Origin of the sequence: Ancylobacter sp. G4_0304, assembly GCF_047501495.1 — a bacterium.
In the GTDB taxonomy this organism is placed as follows: domain Bacteria; phylum Pseudomonadota; class Alphaproteobacteria; order Rhizobiales; family Xanthobacteraceae; genus Ancylobacter.
In genome coordinates this window covers 41465-60475 of sequence record NZ_JAZDRM010000028.1, presented here as the reverse complement: position 1 = coordinate 60475, position 19011 = coordinate 41465, and the positions used below count along the sequence as shown (strand labels likewise).

Genomic DNA, 19011 nt, shown 5'->3' with positions numbered 1-19011 from the left:
CCGGAGGGGGCGGGCGGGCTGATGGCCGGGGCGGGGAGCCTTGGCGCGGTGATCGCCGAGCAGGCGGACCGGCTGGCGCCGTTCTCCGAACTGTCGCTCGTCATGCGCTGGCTCTGCGCGGCGCTGGTGCTGGCGGGTGTCGCGCTGACGCTGCACGGCGCACTGGCGCGGATACGGGCCGGGGAGGCGCGGGCATGAGCGTGCTGCTCGGGCTGATCGCCAGCCCGCTCGCGCGCGGGGCGGCGCTGGTGCTCGTCGTGCTGGCGGCGCTGGGCGGGCTTTATCTCAAGGGACGTATGGAAGGCCGGGCGGCGTGCCTGGCGGAGGGAGAACGCGATGTGCTGGAGACGATCTCGCGCGCGGACCGTGCGCGCGCTGCTGCTGAGCGCGACGGCGATGCTGGGCGGCTGCGCGAGGACGACAGCTTCCGGCGCGACTGACGGCGCCTGCGGGGCGTTCCGCGCCATCAGCTGGTCGCGTGCCGACACCGATCCGACCATCCGGCAGGTCAAGGCGCACAATGCCGTGGGCCGCGAGCTGTGCGGCTGGCGCGGCTGACGGCGCGACGGGCGGAGACCTGACAGCGCCGCCCGGCAATGGCATGCTCCCCGAATCGACCCACCTGCCGATCCGGGGAGAGAACGTGCGCCTGCTTGTCGTCGAGGACGATCCCGATCTCAACCGCCAGCTCTTCGAGGCGCTGAGCGAGGCTGGCTATGCCGTCGACCGCGCCTATGACGGGCAGGAGGGGCATTATCTCGGCGAGAACGAGCCCTATGACGCGGTGGTGCTGGATATCGGCCTGCCGAAGATGGACGGGCTTTCCGTGCTGGAAGCCTGGCGGCGGGCCGACAAGAAAATGCCGGTGCTGATCCTTACCGCCCGCGACCGCTGGAGCGACAAGGTGCATGGCTTCGATGCCGGCGCCGACGATTATGTGGCCAAGCCCTTCCACATGGAGGAGGTGCTGGCCCGCATCCGCGCCCTGCTGCGCCGGGCGACCGGGCACGCGGCGAGCACGCTGACCTGCGGGCCGGTGATGCTCGACACCCGCTCCGGGCGCGTCACGGTCGACGGCAAGCAGGTGAAGCTGACCTCCCACGAATACCGGCTGCTGGACTATCTGATGCACCATGCCGGGCGCGTGGTGTCGCGCACCGAGCTGGTCGAGCACCTGTACGACCAGGATTTCGACCGCGATTCCAACACGATCGAAGTGTTCGTCGGGCGGCTGCGCAAGAAGCTCGATGTCGAGGTGATCCAGACCGTGCGCGGGCTCGGCTATCTGCTGCTGCCGCCGGAAACCCCGCGCTGATGCGCGCCGGCTCGCTCGCGCTCCGGCTGTTCATCTCAGCCACGCTGGTGAGCGCCGCGGTTCTGATCGTCACCGGCATCGTGCTGTCCACGGTGTATCGCGAGGCGGTGGAGCGGGCCTTCGACCGGCGGCTCGACGTCTATCTCAAGACCATCGTCGCCGACGTGGCCAATTCCGGCACCGGCGCCATGCCGGAGCCGACCACGCTGGGCGACCCGGTGTTCAGCTTTCCGCTCTCCGGCTGGTACTGGCAGATCGCGCGCGTCGACGGGCCGGGACGGCAGGTGAAGACATCGCGTTCCCTGCCCGAGGGCACGCTGCCCTCGCTCTATGAGCGCCGGACCGAACCCGATCTCACCGGCCTGCGCGAAGGCTATGCCAAGGGGCCCGCCGGCCAGAGCCTGCGCGTCATCGAGCGCTATATCGATCTGGGCGAGGACGGGCATTTCGTGATCTCGGTCGCGGCGGATTCCGGCGAGATCGAGGAAGAGGTGCAGGGCTTCAACCGGGCGCTGAGCGTCACGTTGGCGGTTGTCGGCGTGGCGATCCTGCTCACTTTGATCTTTCAGGTCGTGTTCGGCCTGCGGCCGCTCAAGCGCATGCTGGCGGCACTGCACCAGGTGCGGGCAGGGCAGGCGGAGCGGATCGAGGGCCGCTATCCGGTCGAGCTGGCGCCGCTCGCCGCCGAGATGAACGCGCTGATCGAGAGCAATCGCGAGATTGTCGAACGCGCGCGGATGCATGTCGGCAATCTCGCCCATGCCCTCAAGACGCCGATCTCCGTGCTGCAGAACGAAGCCGCCGCGCGGGGCGGCGAGGACGCGCTCGCCGTCAAGGTGCGCGAGCAGGCCGAGGTGATGAAGGGACAGGTCGCCCATCATCTGGAGCGCGCCCGCATCGCCGCGCGCGCCACCGTGACCATGACCACCGAAGAGGTCGGCCCGATCGTCGAGAAGCTCGCGGGCACGCTGGCCAAGGTCTACCGCGCCAAGGGCATCGCGGTGGAGACCGAGGTCGCGCCGGGGCTGCGGTTTCGCGGCGAGCGGCAGGATATCGAGGAAATCCTCGGCAACCTCATCGATAATGGCTGCAAATGGGCGCGTTCGCTGGTCGAGGTGACGGCCGCCCCGGCTGAGGAAGCGCCCGGCGGGCGGGCGTTCTTCACCCTGACCATCGACGATGACGGCCCCGGCCTTACGGCAGGCGAGCAGGCCGAGGCGCTGAAGCGCGGCCGGCGGCTGGACGAGACGCAGCCCGGATCGGGGCTCGGCCTGTCGATCGTGACCGAGCTGGCCGGGCTCTATGGCGGGGGACTGACGCTGGAGCGCTCGCCCTTCGGTGGGCTGCGCTGCGTGGTGCGCCTGCCGGCGGCGTGATGCATCAGGGCATCCGGAGCCCCGGTTTCGCCCCATTCCTCTCGCTTTCTGCCCCCGGAACCGGCTAGTTTGGGCTGAATTGGATTCTGGGAGACCTGTTTTATGCGTGCTGTGAAGCTTCTTGCCGTCGGTCTGATCGGCGTCTCCCTGGCGGGCTGCCAGACCGCGCAGGACAATCCGAACACGGTCGGCGGTGCCGCGATCGGCGCGCTGGCGGGCGGCGTGATCGGCCAGCTTGCCGGCGGCAACACCGGCGCGACCCTGGCGGGCGCGGCGATCGGCGGCCTGATCGGCGGCGCGATCGGCAACTCGCTCGACGCGCAGGACCGCGCCCGCGCCCAGCAGGCGCAGATGCAGGCGCTGGAATATGGCAATCCCGGTGCGCCCGTGAGCTGGCGCGGCGAGAGCGGCGCCTATGGCACCATCGTGCCCGGCCCCACCTATGCGCGCGGCGGTTCGCCGCGGTGCCGCGAATTCACCCACACCATCTATGTCGACGGCCAGCCGCAGACCGCGCGCGGCACCGCCTGCCGCAACCCGGACGGCACCTGGACCCCGGTTCAAGGCTGACGCGGCTTCGGGCCTTACCAAACGGCAACCCGCGACGTGGATCCGCGTCGCGGGCGTCTTTCTTCTGCCGATCGACGCACCGCTTCCGCTCGCGCGACTGTGACGCTGCGGCGATCGGACCGAGGTTCTTACGGATTGGCGGCGGGCCGAAGGTCGGCTACCTGAGCGCATTAGAGGAACCCTAATGTTGCTGTGGACCGCTCTTTCGCTGATGACCGGGGCCGCGATTCTCGCGGTGCTCTGGCCCCTGCGCCGACGCGATGCCGAAGCCGGCAGCGCCGTCGAGGCGGATATCGCGGTCTATCGCGACCAGCTCGCCGAGATCGAGCGCGACCGCGCGAGCGGGCTGATCGGCGAGGCCGAGGGCGATGCCGCGCGGGCCGAGCTCGGCCGCCGCATCCTGCGCGTCGCCGGCGAGGCGGAAATGCTGCGCCCGGCGCGCAGCGATCTGCACCGGCGCGCCGTCGCGGTGATCGCGCTGGTGGTGCTGCCGCTGACGGCGGGGGCGACCTATCTCGCGCTCGGCTCGCCCGAGCTCGACGGCCAGCCGCTGGCGGCCCGGCTCGAAGCCGCTCCCCAGCAGAGCGATGTCGCGATCCTGATCCGCAAGGTCGAGACCCACCTGGAAGCCAACCCGCAGGACGGGCGCGGCTATGAGGTGGTGGCGCCGATCTATATGCGCCTGGGCCGCGTCGACGACGCGGCGCGCGCGTGGAGCAACGCCATCCGCTATCTCGGCCCCAGCCCGCAGCGCCAGACCGGGCTCGGGGAGGCGCTGCTGTCCCAGTCCGGCGGCGTGGTCACCGCCGAGGCCAAGGCGGCGTTCCAGCAGGCGCTGGCGCAGGACCCGGACGATCCCAAGGCCAGCTATTATCTCGGCCTCGCCGCCGAGCAGGACGGCAAGCCGCAGGAGGCCGCCGCGATCTGGAGCAAGCTCGCGGCGCAGTCTCCCGCCGATGCGCCCTGGCAGCCGCTGCTGCGCACCGCGCTCGCCCGCGTCGGCGCCACCCCGCCGCCCGCAGCGCCGTCGGCGCCCGGCCCGAACGCGGCCGATGTCGCCGCCGCGCAGTCCATGACCCCCGAAGAGCGCAACCAGATGGTGCGCGGCATGGTCGAGGGCCTTCAGCAAAGGCTGTCCCAGGACGGCGACGACATTGACGGCTGGCTGCGCCTGATGCGCGCCTGGAGCGTACTGGGCGAGACCGCCAAGGCCAAAGCCGCCGCCAGCGATGCCCGCGCCCAGTTCGCCAAGGACGACGGAGCCCTGAGCCGCATCGACGCGCTGTCGAGCGAGCTCGGGCTCGGGAGCTGACATATGACGCGCAAGAAACGCCGCCTCGTCCTCATCGCCAGCGCGCTTGGCGTGCTCGGCCTCGCCGCCGGACTGGTGCTCTACGCGCTCAACGACACCATCGTGTTCTTCCGCTCGCCGAGCGAGATCGCAGCCGAGGGCACGGCGCCCGGCACGCGGCTGCGGCTCGGGGGGCTGGTGAAGGAGGGCAGCGTGGTGAAGCAGGACAATGCCCATGTGCGCTTTGTCGTCACCGACGGGCGGGGCGACATGGCGGTGGCCTATGCCGGCCTGCTGCCCGACCTGTTCCGCGAGGGGCAGGGCATCATCGCCGAGGGCGTGCTGGAGCCGGACGGCAGCTTCCGCGCCGACAGCGTGCTCGCCAAGCACGATGAGAACTACATGCCCAAGGAAGTCGCCGACGCGCTGAAGAAGCAGGGCGTGTGGCAGGAGGGGAGCGCGACGCAATGACCGCTCCGACGCCCCTTTCTCGCATATTGCGATTCCCGTTCTCAGCCTGCGGCGGCTGCCGCGACGGTTTCACGAAAGGCGCGCGGCCATGAACCCGGAAATCGGCCACTACGCCCTCGTGCTGGCGCTCGGGCTGGCGCTGCTGCAGACCGTGATCCCGATCTGGGGGGCAAAGGTCGGCGACGCGGTGCTGATGCGCACCGGCTCGTCGCTGGCGCTGGCCTTCTGCGGCTTCGTCCTGCTCGCCTTTGCCGTGCTGACGGTCGCCTATGTGCAGTCCGACTTCTCGGTGCAGAACGTGGTCGAGAACTCGCACTCGCTCAAGCCGCTGCTGTATCGCATCACCGGCGTGTGGGGGAACCATGAGGGTTCCATGCTGCTCTGGGTGCTGGTGCTCGCCATTTTCGGGGCGATGGTGGCGCTGTTCAGCGGCAATCTGCCGGCGACGCTGCGCGCCAATGTGCTGGGCGTTCAGGGCTCGATCGGGGCGGCGTTCCTGCTGTTCATCCTGCTCACTTCCAACCCGTTCCTGCGGGTGGTGCCGGCGCCGGCCGAAGGGCAGGACCTCAACCCGATCCTGCAGGATATCGGCCTCGCCATCCATCCGCCGCTGCTCTATCTCGGCTATGTCGGCTTCTCCGTCACCTTCGCCTTTGCCGTCGCCGCGCTGATCGACGGGCGTATCGATGCCGCCTGGGCGCGCTGGGTGCGGCCCTGGGCGCTGGCGGCCTGGGCGTTCCTCACGGTGGGCATCGCCATGGGCTCCTACTGGGCCTATTACGAGCTCGGCTGGGGCGGCTGGTGGTTCTGGGACCCGGTGGAGAACGCCTCGCTGATGCCGTGGTTCGCCGGCACCGCGCTGATCCATTCCGCCGTGGTGATGGAAAAGCGCGACGCGCTGAAGGTGTGGACGGTGCTGCTCGCCATCCTCGCCTTCTCGCTGTCGCTTCTCGGCACCTTCCTGGTGCGCTCGGGCGTGCTGACCTCGGTGCACGCCTTCGCCACCGACCCGACGCGCGGCGTGTTCATTCTCGCCATCCTCATCTTCTTCATCGGCGGCTCGCTGACGCTATTCGCGCTGCGTGCCCCGCTGCTGAGGCAGGGCGGCATCTTCGCGCCGATCTCGCGCGAGGGTTCGCTGGTGCTGAACAATCTGCTGCTCACCGCCTCGGCGGCGGCGGTGTTCATCGGTACGCTTTATCCGCTGGCGCTGGAAGCGTGGGACGGCTCCAAGATCACGGTGGGTGCGCCCTATTTCAATCTCACGGTCGGCGCACTGATGCTGCCGGTGGTGTTCGCGATGCCGTTCGGCCCGATGCTGGCCTGGAAGCGCGGCGATCTTGCCGGAGCGGCGCAGCGGCTGATGACGGCGTTCGGCCTCGCCATCCTCGCGGGAGCGGCCGCACTCTATCTGCACGGCGGCGGGCCGGTGCTGGCGCCGCTCGGCGTCGGGCTCTCGGCGTTCGTCATTCTGGGCGCCGTCGTCGACCTCGCTGAGCGCGGCGCGGTCGGGCGCGTGCCGCTCGCGACCTCCTGGGCGCGGTTGCGCGGCCTGCCGCGCGCGAGCTATGGCGCGGCGCTGGCCCATGCCGGCGTCGGCATCTGCCTGCTCGGCATCGTCGCCGAGACCAGCTGGAACTCCGAGCGCATCGCGGCGGTGAAGCTGGGCGAGAGCTTCGAGGTCGGCGGCTACCAGCTCACCTTGGCGCGGGTGGAGCCCCGCACCGGCCCGAATTACCGCGATCTGGTCGGCGTGTTCACGGTGCGGCATGGCGGGGTCGACGAGGGCACCATCGAATCCGCCAAGCGCCTGTTCACCGCCCGCAACATGCCGACCACCGAAGCCGGCATCCGCACCATGGGCTTCAGCCAGCTCTATGTCAGCCTCGGCGAGGAGCTGCCGGGCGGCGCCATCGGCGTGCGTGCCTATTGGAAGCCGCTGGTGACGCTGATCTGGATCGGCTCGGTGATCATGGCGCTGGGCGGCGCCCTGTCGCTGTCCGACCGGCGGCTGCGTGTCGGCGCGCCGCGACCGGCGAAGAAGCCGCGGCCGGTCGAGCCCAAGCTGGCGGCGGCGGAATGAGCGGCTGGCGCACCCGCGCGGCGGGCCTCATGCTCGCGCTGTCGCTCGCGGCACCCGCCCATGCGGTGCAGCCCGACGAGGTTCTGGCCGATCCCGCCCATGAGGCGCGCGCGCGGGCGCTGTCGAAAGAACTGCGCTGCATGGTCTGCCAGAACCAGTCGATCGACGATTCCGACGCGCCGCTCGCCAAGGACCTGCGCCTTCTGGTGCGCGAGCGCATCGAGGCCGGCGACAGCGACCGCCAGGTGCTCGACTATCTGGTCGCGCGCTATGGCGAGTTCGTGCTGCTGCGCCCGACGCTGCACGGCGCCAACCTCATCCTGTGGGGCGGGCCGTTCCTGCTGCTGTTCGGCGGCGCGCTGGCGCTGTATCTGCGCGGCCGGCGCCGCATCGTGGTCGCCGGCCCGGCGGCGCGGCTGAGCGCGGAAGAAGAGGCAAAGCTGCGGCAACTCGTGGGCGAAAAGCCGGACGATGTTACGAAACCGTAAGATACCGTCCAGTTTGCGTTAAGGCTGGATTTTCTAGGTTGCTCGTCGACGCTGGCCGCCGTGGCCGATGACTTGACGAGGACCAAAGCCCATGTCGCGTTTCTCTCCCGTTACTTCCTCCTCTGCCAACTCGCGCAAGCCCTCCCTTCTCCGCGAGAGCCGGAACGGTCTTCTTGCGGGTGTGTTCACGCTTGCTCTGGCGGGCGGAGCGGTGGGGGCGTTCGTGCTGCCGCAGACGGTGACGCCGGCGCTCGCGCAGATCACCACCAGCCAGCCGGCGGGGACGTTCTCGTTTGCCGACATCGTGGAGAAGGTGTCTCCGGCGGTGGTGAGCGTGAAGGTGAAGAAGAACACCTCGGACGAGGTGGCGATGAATGACGACGAGGGCGAGGGCGGGATGCAGGGCGTTCCCCCGCAGATCGAGCGCTTCATGCGCCGCTTCGGCTTCGGCGAGAATGGCGGCCCCGGCGCCCGTCCCGATATGGGCCCGCGCCGCGGCGGCCCCGGGCATGGCCCCGGCCGTGACCGCGTGGTCGGCCAGGGTTCGGGCTTCTTCATCTCGGCCGACGGCTATGTGGTGACCAACAACCATGTGGTGGACGGCGCGTCGGAAGTCGACGTGACGCTGACCGACGGCAAGAGCTACACCGCCAAGGTGATCGGCACCGATCCGCGCACCGATGTCGCGCTGCTGAAGGTGGACGGCAAGGACAATTTCCCGTGGGTGAAGCTGGCGGCGAACGCGCCGCGGGTCGGCGACTGGGTGGTCGCGGTCGGCAACCCGTTCGGCCTCGGCGGCACGGTGACGGCGGGCATCGTCTCGGCGCGCGGCCGCGACATCGGCTCGGGCCCGTATGACGACTTCATCCAGATCGACGCGCCGATCAACCGGGGCAATTCCGGCGGGCCGACCTTCGGGCTGGACGGCGAGGTGATCGGGGTGAACACCGCGATCGTGTCGCCCTCGGGCGGCAATGTCGGCATCGCGTTTGCGATCCCCTCGGAGACGGTGTCCGAGGTGGTCGAGGCGCTGAAGTCGGGCGGCACGGTGGCGCGCGGCTATGTCGGCGTGCAGATCCAGCCGGTGAGCGACGAGGTCGCCGAGGCGCTGGAGCTGAAGGACGCGCAGGGCGCGCTGATCGCGCAGGTGCAGCCGGGCACGCCGGGCGAGAAGGCCGGGCTGAAGGCGGGCGACGTGGTGACCGCGATCGACGGCAAGGCGATCAAGGACAGCCGCGAGATGTCGCGGGAGATCGCGCGCAAGAAGCCGGACACGACGGTGAAGCTGAGCGTGCTGCGCGACGGCAAGTCGATCACGGTTCCGGTGACGCTGGAGCAGCTTCCGACTGATGTCGCCTCGGCCGGTCCGTCGAAGGACGCGGGCAAGGACGAGGAGACCGGGCGCGCGGTGCCGCGTCTGGGCCTGTCGCTGGCGCCGGCCAAGGGCGTTGCCGGTGCCGGGGATCAGGGCGTGGTGGTGACCGAGGTCGACCCGAACGGGCCGGCGGCGGAGCGCGGCATCGCCTCGGGCGACGTGATCCTCGACGTGGCGGGCACCCCGGTGTCGAGCCCGGCCGAGGTGCGCGACACCCTGGCCAAGGCGGCCAAGGACAACCGCAAGGCCGTGCTGATGCGCGTCAAGTCCGACAAGGGCACCCGCTTCGTCGCCATCTCCCTCAACGACAACAAGGGCTGAGAATCCCCGCTCGCCCTCTGACGGTAGCGCCAAGGCGCTGCCGTCCCCCATCGGCTGGCGCCCCGGTCCATCCCCCCCGCCCCAAAGGGACCGGAGTGCCGCCGGTCACGGGACGCTCCTTAAAAGGGAGCGTCCCGCGTCCAACATGGCCCGTCGAAACGAACGGGTTCGATAGTCGGGAGACAGGAAATGGCGTACATGGAGAACCATCCGAATCCCGCCGCCTTTCCGTCTTCCCGCTCGTCCGACGATCGCGACGCCTCAACCGTCGAGCGTTCGGACCTCAGGAAAAGTGCTGAAGAACCCGCCATGCGCCTGCTTGTCGTCGAGGATGACCGCGATGCCGCCGAGTATCTGCGCAAGGCGTTTCATGAAGCCGGCCATGTCGTCGATGTCGCTGGCGACGGCGAGGACGGGCTCGCCCATGCGCTGGACGGCGGCTATGATGTGCTGATCGTCGACCGCATGCTGCCGCGCCGCGACGGGCTGTCGCTGATCAGCGAGATGCGCGCGCGCGGCGACAAGACGCCGGCCCTCATCCTCTCCGCGCTCGGCCAGGTCGACGACCGCGTGACCGGCCTGCGCGCCGGCGGCGACGATTATCTGCCCAAGCCCTATGCCTTTTCCGAGCTTCTCGCCCGCGCCGAGGCGCTGGCACGGCGCGGCGGGCCGAATGCCGCCGAGACCTTCTACCGTGTCGCCGACCTTGAGCTCGACCGGCTCGCCCATCGCGTCACCCGCGCGGGGCAGGAGATCGTGCTGCAGCCGCGCGAGTTCCGGCTGCTGGAATATCTGATGCGCCATGCCGGGCAGGTGGTGACCCGCACCATGCTGCTGGAGAATGTCTGGGACTATCATTTCGACCCGCAGACCAACGTGATCGACGTCCACATCTCGCGGCTTCGCTCCAAGATCGACAAGGGCTTCGAGCCGCCGCTGCTTCATACGGTGCGCGGCGCGGGATACATCATCCGTGACATCGCTCGGTAGGCTGCTCCGCACCACCGCATTCAAGCTGATTGCGGCCTATCTGCTGGTGTTCGCGGTGTTCGCCGGCAGCGTCATCGCCTATCTCGGCTGGCACACCCAGCGCCTCGTCACCCGGCAGGCGATCGAGGCGATCGAGAACGACACGCGCTTCATCACCGGCCAATATGATCGCGGCGGCATCAACCGCGTGCTGCAGGTGGTGTCGCGCCGCTCGCGCGCGCCGGATGCCGGGCTGATCCTGCTGACCAATTTCTCCGGCGAGCCAATGGCCGGCAATGTGCTGAACCTGCCGCTCAACTTCCTCGACAGCGCCGGCTGGCGCGAGATCGACTATGTGCGCGAGGAGGATTCCGGCAGCCGGCCGAGCCGCGCGCTGGTCCATGTCGTGTTCCTGCCCGGCGATTTCCGCCTGCTGATCGGCCGCGACATCGTCGAGCGCGAGGAACTGCGCCAGATCATCATCCGCCCGGCGGTGTGGGGTCTCGGCGTGCTGGTCATCCTTGGCGTCGCGGGCGGGCTGTTCGTCACTCGCCGTGTGCTCAAGCGCATCGATCAGATGACCGCCACCGCCGAGACCATCATGGCCGGCAACCTGTCGCGCCGCCTGACGATCGACCGCACCGGCGACGAATTCGACAGGTTGGCGCTGAGCCTCAACGCCATGCTCGACCGGATCGAGACGCTGATGGCGGGGCTTAAAGAGGTTTCCGACAACATCGCCCACGATCTGAAGACCCCGCTGACGCGCCTGCGCAATCGCGCCGAAGATGCGCTGCGCACCGCGCAGGGCGATGAGCAGTGGCGCGCGGCGACCGAGCAGACGATCGAGGAATCCGACGGCTTGATCCGCACCTTCGACGCGCTGCTGATGATCGCGCGCGCCGAGACCGGGCAGGCCCGCGCCGGCATGGTGGGCTTCGATCTCGCCGAGACCGTCTCCAGCGTCGCCGAGCTTTATGAGCCAGTCGCCGACGAGCAAGGGCTCGACCTCACCGTTTCGGCGCCGGACCCGCTGCGGGTGCACGGGCTGCGCGAGCTGTTCGGGCAGGCGCTGTCCAATCTCATCGACAATGCGATCAAATACAGCGCGCCCGCGCTGCCGGGCGAGCGCGGCGCGATCCGGCTGACGCTGGAGCGGCGCGGCGAGACGGCGTGCCTCACCGTCGCCGATTCCGGTCCCGGCATTCCCGAGGCGGATCGCCAGCGCGTTCTGGAGCGCTTCGTCCGGCTGGAGGCGAGCCGCACCCAGCCGGGTTCGGGGCTCGGTCTGTCGCTGGTGTCCGCCGTGGTGCAGCTCCATGGCGGCACGATCGACCTGCAGGACAACGAGCCGGGCCTGCGCGTGGTCATCACTATCCCTCTGGAGGCCGGTGGCGCGCCGGATAATGCCTCCTGAAACGGCACATGCCGACGCCGAGAGCACTTTCGCAACTATATTGCCCTAAGGTGCGGTTGGCGGATGGAGCACGGCGGGGCTGATGGCGGAAAAGCGTGGCAAGGCGGCAGTAAAGACGACGACCGATCGCGGAAACGACGGTCTTGCCGCCCATATGCGCCTTGCCGAGATTACGCCTGACGCTGGACCCGCTTCGGCTCCCGCCGCGGCCCTGCTGAGCGAGGCACCCGCGGCCCTGCGCAAGCGCTTCGCCGCCCTGATGGACGCCCATCCGCCAGCGCAGGCGGTGCTGGACCGCGTGGCGGCGCATTCCCCCTTCCTCTCCGATCTGATGCGGGTCGATCCGGCGCGTCTTCTGCGCATTCTGGAGACCAGCCCATGGGCTGGGCTCGCCGCCGCGCGGGCTGAGGCGCGCGCCGCCGTCGAGGCGAGCGAGGACGAGGCGGTCGTCATGCGCGCGCTGCGCCGGCTGCGGGCGGAGGCGGCGCTGACCATCGCGCTGGCCGATATCGGCAACGTCTTCGACCTCGACGCGGTGACCTCCGAACTCACCGACACCGCCGACACCGCCATCGCCGCCGCGACCGGCTTCCTGTTCCGCGAGGCAGTGGCCGCGCGCAGGCTGCGCAAGGAGGGCGCGCAGGGGCAGGGCTATACCGTGCTCGCCATGGGAAAGCACGGGGCGCGCGAGCTGAACTATTCCAGCGATGTCGACCTGATCGTGCTCTACGATCCCGAGACCGCGCCCTTGGCCAAGGATGTCGAGGCCGCGCCGTTCTTCGTGCGGCTCACGCGCTCGCTTGTCCGGCTGATTCAGGAGCGCACTGGTGACGGCTATGTCGCGCGCGTCGACCTGCGGCTGCGGCCCGATCCGGCCTCGACCCAGATCGCGCTCTCCCTCGACGCGGCCCTCGATTATTACGAGCGCGAGGGCGCCACCTGGGAGCGCGCCGCCTATATCAAGGCGCGGCCGATCGCCGGCGACATCGAGCTTGGTCATCGCTTCCTGCACCAGCTTTCTCCCTTCATCTGGCGGCGCTCGCTGGACTATGCGGCGGTGGCCGACGTCCACGCCATGAAGCAGGAGATCCATGCCTTTCGCGGCCATGAGGCGATCGCGGTCGAAGGACATAACGTCAAGCTCGGGCGCGGCGGCATTCGCGAGATCGAGTTCTTCGCCCAGACCCAGCAGCTCATCGCCGGCGGGCGCGCGCCCGCGCTGCGTACGCCGCGCACGCTGGAGGCGCTGGATCGGCTGGCGCAAGACGGCTGGATCGGCAAGGCCGCCCGCGACGAGCTGGGCGAGGCCTATCACTATCTGCGCCGCGTCGAGCACCGGCTGCAGATGGTCGCGGATGCGCAGACCCATACCCTGCCCGAGGATGAGGACGCGCTGGCCGGCTTCGCCCGCTTCATGGGCTATGCCGACCGCGAGGCGTTCGCCGCCACCTTGACCCGGCAGCTGATGCGGGTGCAGCGCCATTACGCCAAGCTGTTCGAGGACGCGCCGCCGCGCGCGGTGGTCGAGGGTCGGCTGGAATTTCCCCCGGAAAAGGACGACCGCGAGACCCTCGCCACCCTGTTCAAGCTCGGCTTCACCGAGCCGCAGGCGGCCAGCGCCATCGTGCGCGACTGGCTCTCGGGCGAGTGCCGCTCGCTGCGCCAGAGCGTGGCGCGCGACAGGCTCGCGGCGGTGGTGCCGCTGCTGCTCGACGCGCTGGCGCGCGGGGGGGCGCCGGACACGACCTTGAAGGCGGCCGACCGCTTCTTCCGCGAGCTACCCTCCGCGCTGCGCTTTCTCTCGGCGCTGGCCCGTCATCCCGATCTGGTGCGGTTGCTCGCCACCATTCTCGGCACCGCGCCGCGCCTCGGCGGGATGCTGGCGCATCGCCCCTCGCTGATCGACGCCCTGCTCGACCCAGCCTTTTTCGGCGCGTTGCCCGAGGCGCCTGTGCTGGAAGCGCGGCTTTCCGCGCTGCTCGCCGATGCCGAAGGCGAGGAGGACCTGCTCGACCGCGCCCGCCGGTTCCGCCAGGAACAGCATGTGCTGATCGGCGTGCGCATCCTTTCCGGCACGCTGCCGGCGGCGCAGGCCGGCGACGCCTTCGCCCGGCTCGCCGATATCGTCATCCGGGCGCTGGGCCGCGAGGTGGAAGCGCGCTTCCGCGAGGCGCACGGCACCATTCCCGGCGCGGAAGTCGCGGTGCTCGCCATGGGCAAGCTTGGTGGGCGGGAAATGACCGCCGCCTCCGATCTCGACCTGATCGTGCTCTATGATTTCGACGAGGAGCACCCCGAATCCGACGGGCCGCGCCCGCTCTATGGCGCGCAATATTTCGCCCGGCTCACCCAGCGTCTGGTGAGCGCGCTCACCACCCCCACCAATGCCGGCCAGCTCTACGAGGTCGACCTGCGCCTGCGGCCCTCCGGCCGCTCCGGCCCGGTGGCGACCCGCCTTGCCGCCTTCGAGCTGTATCAGCGCGATGAGGCGTGGACCTGGGAGCACATGGCGCTCGCCCGCGCGCGCATCGTCTCGGCCTCGCCCGCCTTCGCGGCGCGGGTGAAGGCGGCGATCGCGACCGTGCTGCGCCGTCCGCGACGCGGCGCTCCTGTCGCCGCCGACATCATCGACATGCGCGGCGCCATCGCCTCCGAGCGCGGCGACGACAACCCGTGGGACCTGAAGAACGCGCGCGGTGGGCTGATCGACATCGAGTTCATCGCGCAATATCTGGTGCTCACCTCAGCCGCGAAACATCCCGAGGTGATGGAGACCTCGACCGCCCGGGCGCTGGCGGCGGCGGTGAAGGCGGGGGCGCTCGGCGCCGATGACGGGCAGGTGCTGATCGCCGCCTGCAAATTGCTGCATGACCTCACCCAGGTCATGCGCCTGTCGCTCAGCGGGCCGTTCGTGCCGGGCGAGGCCAGCCCCGCGCTCCGGCAATTGCTGGCGCGGGCCGGCGGCATGCCGGACTTCTCGACGCTGGAGGCCCATCTGTTCGAGACGCAGGCGCAGGTGCGCGCGATCTTCGAGCGGCTGCTCAACGAGGCGGTCGCCGCCCGCCCGCGCCGCCGGGCCTGAGTTCAGGCGAGCTTTTCTGCGACCAGATCGGCGATGGCGAAGCTGGCGGTCAGGCCGGGAGACTCGATTCCGAACAACTGCACCAGCCCCGCGATCCCGTGCTCGGCCGGCCCGTCGACGCGGAAATCGGCGGCGGGCGAGCCCTGCGGCACGATCTTCGGCCGGATGCCGGAATAGGCGGGCGAGAGCGCGCCGTCCGGCAGCGCCGGCCAGTAGCGGCGGATCGCGGCATAGAACACTTCCGCCCGCGCCGGATCGACGTCGTAGTTCAGCCCCTCGACCCATTCGGTGTCCGGCCCGAACCTGGCCTGCCCGCCGAGATCGAGGGTGAGGTGCACGCCGAGCCCGGCGGCCTCCGGCACCGGATAGATCAGCCGCGAAAACGGCGCGCGGCCGGGCAGGGAATAATAGGAGCCCTTGCAGAAATAGGCCTGGGGGATCGCGTCGGCCGGAATGCCGTCAATCGCCCGCGCCAGCGGCACCGCGCCGTGGCCGGCGGCGTTGACGAAGCTGCGGGCGGTGAGCGCCATCGGCTCCGCCCCGCCGACGCGCAGGTGAATGCCCTGCGCCGTCACCGCCCCGCCCTCGATCGGCGCATTGAGCGCGATCATCCCGCCGGCATCCTCAAGGTCGCCCTGCAGCGCCAGCATCAATCCGTGACTGTCGATGATGCCGGTGGACGGCGACAGCAGCGCCGCATCGGCGTGGAGCGCGGGCTCCATCGCGCGCGCCTGCGCGCCGTCGAGAAAGCTCAGGTCGTCGACACCGCAGGCCCGCGCATGGGCGTTGATGGCCGCGAGCTTCGCGCTCTCGGCCGCGCCGCCGGCCACGATCAGCTTGCCGCAGCGCCGGTGCGCGATATTCCGCTCAGTGGCGTAGGCATAGAGCCGATGACGGCCTTCGACGCAGAGCCGGGCCTTCAGCGAGCCGGGCGCATAATAGAGCCCGGCATGGATCACTTCGGAATTGCGCGCCGAGGTCTCCGAGCCGATCAGCCCGGCCGCCTCGATCACCAGCACGTCGCGGCCGGCCAGCGCGAGGGCGCGGGCGATGGCGAGCCCGACCACGCCGGCCCCGGCCACGACGCAGTCGATCGCCTCGCCGCTGGTCTCGGTCATTCCGGTATCAGTCCTGCGTTGAGTTCCCGCTGCGATAGTGCAGCGCGGGCCGGCCGTTCAGCGGCAGGCGGATGATCACGGTGGTGCCGACGCCCTCATTGGAGCGGATGCGCATGGTGCCGCCATGCAGTTCCACCAGCGACTTGGCGATGGCGAGGCCGAGGCCCGAACCCTTATAGGTCTTGGTGAACTGGCTTTCCACCTGCTCGAACGGCCGGCCGATTTTGGCGAGCGCAGCCTTGGGGATGCCGATGCCGGTATCCTCGATCACCAGCAGCGCCGCCTGCTTGGAGCGACGGGTACGCACGGTGATGCGCCCGTTCTCCGGCGTGAACTTGATGGCGTTGGAGATCAGGTTGAGCGCGATCTGCTTGAGGGCGCGCCGGTCGGCTTCCAGCGTGATCGGGGCGTCGGCTTCGCTCGTGACGCGCAGGTGCTTCTCGTCGGCGCGCACCGCCATGACCCGGATCGCGTCGGCCAGCACCTCGTCCAGCGAGGTGGTCTGGAGCGAGAGATGCATCCGGCCCGCCTCGATCCGCGACATGTCGAGAATATCGTTGATCACGTCCAGCAGGTAGCGGCCGGAATCGCGGATGTCGCGGCAATATTCGTTGTACTTGTCGTTGCCGAGCGGGCCGAACAGCCCGCCTTCCATCAGCTCGGAGAAGCCGATGATGGCGTTGAGCGGCGTGCGCAGCTCATGGCTCATATTGGCGAGGAATTCGGACTTGGCGCGGTTGGCGTCCTCGGCCTTGGTCTTCTCGTCGGCGTAGTTCTGGGCGAGTTCGGCGAGCTGGAGCGCCTGCATTTCCAGCGTCTGCTGCGATTTGCGCAGGTCCGCCACCAGCGCCATCAGCCGGCGCTCGCTGTCCATCAGCCGCTCTTCGTGGCGCTTGAGCGCGGTGATGTCGGTGCCGACCGAGACGAAGCCGCCATCCTTGGTGCGGCGCTCGGCGATCTTGAGCCAGCGCCCGCCCTCGATCTGAGCCTCGAAGGCGCGGGCGCCTTCCTCGGGGCGATCCTCGGAGCGCAGCGGAATGCGCACCACCGGCTGGCGCGCCTGCGCCGCCACGGTCTCGAACGGCGTGCCCGGCGCAACCGCCGTATCGCCGAAACCGTGCAGCGACTGGAATTTCGAGTTGCACATCACCAGCCGGCCGCCGGCATCCCACAGCACGAAGGATTCCGAGATGCTCTCGATGGCGTCGCGCAGCCGCATGTCGGCGGTGGCGGTGCGCTCGGCGAGGCGGCGCTCCTCGGTCACATCGACCGCGATGCCGACCAGATGCGGCGGCTCGCCATTTTCCTGCGCCACCACCTCGGCCCGCGCCCGCAGCCAGACCCAGCGCCCGTCGGCGTGACGCATGCGGAACATGCGGTCGATGGTGCGGCCCGGCTTGTCGGCGATCTCCTGCGCGACTTCATACAGATTGGTGTCGTCGGGATGCACGAGGGCGGCGACCTCGGCGAAGGAGATGAGGTCGTCGCGCGGTTCATGCCCCAGAATCTCGAACATGGATTCCGACCAGAACATCCGTCCGCGGCCCATGTCCCAGTCCCACAGCCCGCAGCGCCCGCGCGAGAGCGCGGTGTCGATGCGCGCGCGCACCGTGTCGTAGATGCCGTCGGCCTCGCGGGCGCGGGTGGCCTGCCAGTGGAAGGCAAAACCGAGGATCAGCAGCACCGCGCCTGTGGTCGAGAGCAGGGTGACGGTGAGGATGGTGTCGGATTGCCAGGTTGCCAGCGCGCCGCCGACCGGCTGGATCGCGACGAGCTGGAGCGGCAGCGTGTTGAGATTGTGCATCGCCGCCAGCGCCGGCGTGCCGTCGGGCAGCGCGACTTCCAGCACCCCCGCATTCTCGGCGAAGATCGCCAGCGCCTGCACATTGGCGATGAGGTAGCGTATGTCCTCGGCGGTGGCCGGCTGCGGGTCGAGCGCGGCGACCACGGTCCCGGAGCTGTCGATCAGGCCGTAGCGGCGCCCGTTCTCAGTGGCGCGGGCCGGCAGGCTGGCGCTCAGCAGCGCCTCGGGCGCGGCGCCGGGCTTGGCATGCAGGCGCATGTCGCTGGCAATGGCGAGGGCGAACAGCGCCAGTTCGTCCTTGGCGTCGGAAATGGCGTCGGCGCGATAGGCGCGGGTCTGGACGACCGCCGCGATGGCGACGATGGCGATGAAGGCGACGATCAGCGCCGGCACCGCCTTGCGCATGAACGGCTCGGCCTCGACCAGCCGCTGATAGGCCGGCCTTGCCACCGACCGGGCGAGCCCCCGCATGGCCTGCACGCGCACAGATGCGCCTACAGCGTTGGCGCGAGCCATCGCCGATCCCCCCAGTTCCCCATGTCCCCGTTCGTGCGACCGGAGCGACGTCCCGCGTCCCTCCGAATCACCCTGATTTGAATCGAATCGACCCCCTCCTGTCCAGAGTCCGGGGGAGTCAAGATGACGGTTAGGACACGGAATTGTTGAGTGTTAACGGGTGCTTCGCGGCTAAAGCTGAGTCTCTTCCGGGGCTTGCGCCGGTTGTGATGGACGCAAACTTTCTTGGGGTGCTATGGCCTCGAACCATCCGATATCCCCTGGAGGACGAACTCATGAGCGAAATCTGGTTCCGCACCGGCGAGGCGACCGTTCTGGCCGCCGACGGACAGTTCACCGATGCCATGCCGGAGGTGCTGATCGGTTCGGTGCGCGGCCCCGCCGGCCACGCGTTCGCGTCGATGATGGGCCAGGTTCAGGGCCACACCCGCATGTTCGTGGTGCGCGACCTCAACCAGCAGGTCCGCCCCGCCACCATGATGACCACCAAGGCGACCATCCACACGCTGGAATATGTCGATCTCCTGGGCGGCGTGGTTCAGGGCGCGATCGGCGACGCCATCGTCGACGCGCTCAGCGAGGGCATCCTGCCCAAGGAAGCCGCCGACGAGATCTGCATGATCGTCATGGTCTGGCTCGACCCGCGCTGCGCCGAAGATCCCAATCTCGACAAGGCCGACCTTTATCGCACCAATTACGAGGCCATGAAGCTCGCTCTTGAGCGCGCCATGAAGGGCGAGCCCACGGTCGAGCAGCTCATCGCCAACCGCAAGAGCGTGAAGCATTACGCGCTGGACGGCGTCATCGAGTACTGA

15 protein-coding genes and 1 pseudogene are annotated in these 19011 nt (G+C 69.4%); 14 read left to right on the top strand and 2 right to left on the bottom strand.

Annotation, left to right across the window (positions count from 1 at the left end; all coding sequences use genetic code 11):
* The 13 genes and pseudogenes from VRZ77_RS16035 to VRZ77_RS15975 all read left to right on the top strand — a co-directional run.
* A pseudogene (locus VRZ77_RS16035) lies at nucleotides 1–198 on the top strand (hypothetical protein); the annotation flags it as partial.
* The gene (locus VRZ77_RS16030; protein ID WP_414593611.1) at nucleotides 195–440 is read left to right on the top strand and encodes a hypothetical protein; all 246 of its coding nucleotides are present in this window, start codon (nucleotides 195–197) and stop codon (nucleotides 438–440) included. The pseudogene VRZ77_RS16035 and the gene VRZ77_RS16030, both read left to right, overlap by 4 nt.
* Nucleotides 441–643: 203 nt before the next feature.
* Complete coding sequence (locus tag VRZ77_RS16025) at nucleotides 644–1315, top strand: response regulator transcription factor (protein WP_414593612.1); 672 nt, start codon at nucleotides 644–646, stop codon at nucleotides 1313–1315.
* The gene (locus tag VRZ77_RS16020) at nucleotides 1315–2691 is read left to right on the top strand and encodes an ATP-binding protein (protein ID WP_414593610.1); all 1377 of its coding nucleotides are present in this window, start codon (nucleotides 1315–1317) and stop codon (nucleotides 2689–2691) included. The genes VRZ77_RS16025 and VRZ77_RS16020 overlap by 1 nt, the downstream gene beginning before the upstream one ends.
* Before the next feature lie 102 nt (nucleotides 2692–2793).
* Nucleotides 2794–3261, top strand: coding sequence for a glycine zipper domain-containing protein (locus VRZ77_RS16015; protein WP_414593609.1), 468 nt, complete (start codon nucleotides 2794–2796; stop codon nucleotides 3259–3261).
* Nucleotides 3262–3445: 184 nt separating this feature from the next.
* A complete protein-coding gene (ccmI, locus tag VRZ77_RS16010) occupies nucleotides 3446–4573 on the top strand; it encodes a c-type cytochrome biogenesis protein CcmI (protein WP_414593608.1) in 1128 nt (375 codons plus the stop codon).
* Between the two features lie 3 nt (nucleotides 4574–4576).
* Nucleotides 4577–5023: a cytochrome c maturation protein CcmE gene (ccmE, locus tag VRZ77_RS16005; protein WP_414593607.1), complete on the top strand. Its 447-nt coding sequence runs from the start codon at nucleotides 4577–4579 to the stop codon at nucleotides 5021–5023.
* Nucleotides 5024–5111: 88 nt separating this feature from the next.
* Nucleotides 5112–7106 (top strand): heme lyase CcmF/NrfE family subunit, encoded by a 1995-nt coding sequence (locus VRZ77_RS16000; RefSeq protein WP_414593606.1) that lies wholly within the window; start codon nucleotides 5112–5114, stop codon nucleotides 7104–7106.
* Complete coding sequence (locus VRZ77_RS15995) at nucleotides 7103–7594, top strand: cytochrome c-type biogenesis protein (protein WP_414593605.1); 492 nt, start codon at nucleotides 7103–7105, stop codon at nucleotides 7592–7594. The genes VRZ77_RS16000 and VRZ77_RS15995 overlap by 4 nt, the downstream gene beginning before the upstream one ends.
* Nucleotides 7595–7685: 91 nt before the next feature.
* On the top strand, nucleotides 7686–9290 hold the full coding sequence (locus VRZ77_RS15990; RefSeq protein ID WP_414593604.1) for a Do family serine endopeptidase: 1605 nt from the start codon (nucleotides 7686–7688) through the stop codon (nucleotides 9288–9290).
* Nucleotides 9291–9599: 309 nt separating this feature from the next.
* Nucleotides 9600–10280 carry a winged helix-turn-helix domain-containing protein gene (locus VRZ77_RS15985; protein ID WP_414593603.1) on the top strand — a complete coding sequence of 227 codons (681 nt, stop codon included), beginning with the start codon at nucleotides 9600–9602 and terminating at the stop codon, nucleotides 10278–10280.
* Complete coding sequence (locus VRZ77_RS15980) at nucleotides 10264–11676, top strand: ATP-binding protein (protein ID WP_414593602.1); 1413 nt, start codon at nucleotides 10264–10266, stop codon at nucleotides 11674–11676. Before VRZ77_RS15985 ends, VRZ77_RS15980 begins: the two co-directional genes overlap by 17 nt.
* Nucleotides 11677–11758: 82 nt before the next feature.
* Entirely contained in the window at nucleotides 11759–14758 is a 3000-nt protein-coding gene (locus VRZ77_RS15975) for a bifunctional [glutamine synthetase] adenylyltransferase/[glutamine synthetase]-adenylyl-L-tyrosine phosphorylase (protein ID WP_414593601.1), read from the top strand.
* 2 nt (nucleotides 14759–14760) lie between these two features.
* Here VRZ77_RS15975 and VRZ77_RS15970 read toward each other — a convergent pair whose 3' ends face one another.
* Complete coding sequence (locus VRZ77_RS15970) at nucleotides 14761–15876, bottom strand: NAD(P)/FAD-dependent oxidoreductase (RefSeq protein ID WP_414593600.1); 1116 nt, start codon at nucleotides 15874–15876, stop codon at nucleotides 14761–14763.
* 7 nt (nucleotides 15877–15883) lie between these two features.
* Nucleotides 15884–18196 (bottom strand): ATP-binding protein, encoded by a 2313-nt coding sequence (locus VRZ77_RS15965; RefSeq protein WP_414593599.1) that lies wholly within the window; start codon nucleotides 18194–18196, stop codon nucleotides 15884–15886.
* Between the two features lie 275 nt (nucleotides 18197–18471).
* Between VRZ77_RS15965 and fae the strand changes: the two genes are divergently transcribed.
* On the top strand, nucleotides 18472–19011 hold the full coding sequence (gene fae / locus VRZ77_RS15960) for a formaldehyde-activating enzyme (RefSeq protein ID WP_414593598.1): 540 nt from the start codon (nucleotides 18472–18474) through the stop codon (nucleotides 19009–19011).

Bases quoted from the DNA above. Each gene is read 5' to 3' on its own strand.
- VRZ77_RS16030 (WP_414593611.1), top strand. From the start codon at position 195: ATGAGCGTGCTGCTCGGGCTGATCGCCAGCCCGCTCGCGCGCGGGGCG.
- VRZ77_RS16020 (WP_414593610.1), top strand. From the start codon at position 1,315: ATGCGCGCCGGCTCGCTCGCGCTCCGGCTGTTCATCTCAGCCACGCTG.
- VRZ77_RS16015 (WP_414593609.1), top strand. From the start codon at position 2,794: ATGCGTGCTGTGAAGCTTCTTGCCGTCGGTCTGATCGGCGTCTCCCTG.
- ccmI (WP_414593608.1), top strand. From the start codon at position 3,446: ATGTTGCTGTGGACCGCTCTTTCGCTGATGACCGGGGCCGCGATTCTC.
- ccmE (WP_414593607.1), top strand. From the start codon at position 4,577: ATGACGCGCAAGAAACGCCGCCTCGTCCTCATCGCCAGCGCGCTTGGC.
- VRZ77_RS16000 (WP_414593606.1), top strand. From the start codon at position 5,112: ATGAACCCGGAAATCGGCCACTACGCCCTCGTGCTGGCGCTCGGGCTG.
- VRZ77_RS15995 (WP_414593605.1), top strand. From the start codon at position 7,103: ATGAGCGGCTGGCGCACCCGCGCGGCGGGCCTCATGCTCGCGCTGTCG.
- VRZ77_RS15990 (WP_414593604.1), top strand. From the start codon at position 7,686: ATGTCGCGTTTCTCTCCCGTTACTTCCTCCTCTGCCAACTCGCGCAAG.
- VRZ77_RS15985 (WP_414593603.1), top strand. From the start codon at position 9,600: ATGCGCCTGCTTGTCGTCGAGGATGACCGCGATGCCGCCGAGTATCTG.
- VRZ77_RS15975 (WP_414593601.1), top strand. From the start codon at position 11,759: ATGGCGGAAAAGCGTGGCAAGGCGGCAGTAAAGACGACGACCGATCGC.
- VRZ77_RS15970 (WP_414593600.1), bottom strand. From the start codon at position 15,876: ATGACCGAGACCAGCGGCGAGGCGATCGACTGCGTCGTGGCCGGGGCC.
- VRZ77_RS15965 (WP_414593599.1), bottom strand. From the start codon at position 18,196: ATGGCTCGCGCCAACGCTGTAGGCGCATCTGTGCGCGTGCAGGCCATG.
- fae (WP_414593598.1), top strand. From the start codon at position 18,472: ATGAGCGAAATCTGGTTCCGCACCGGCGAGGCGACCGTTCTGGCCGCC.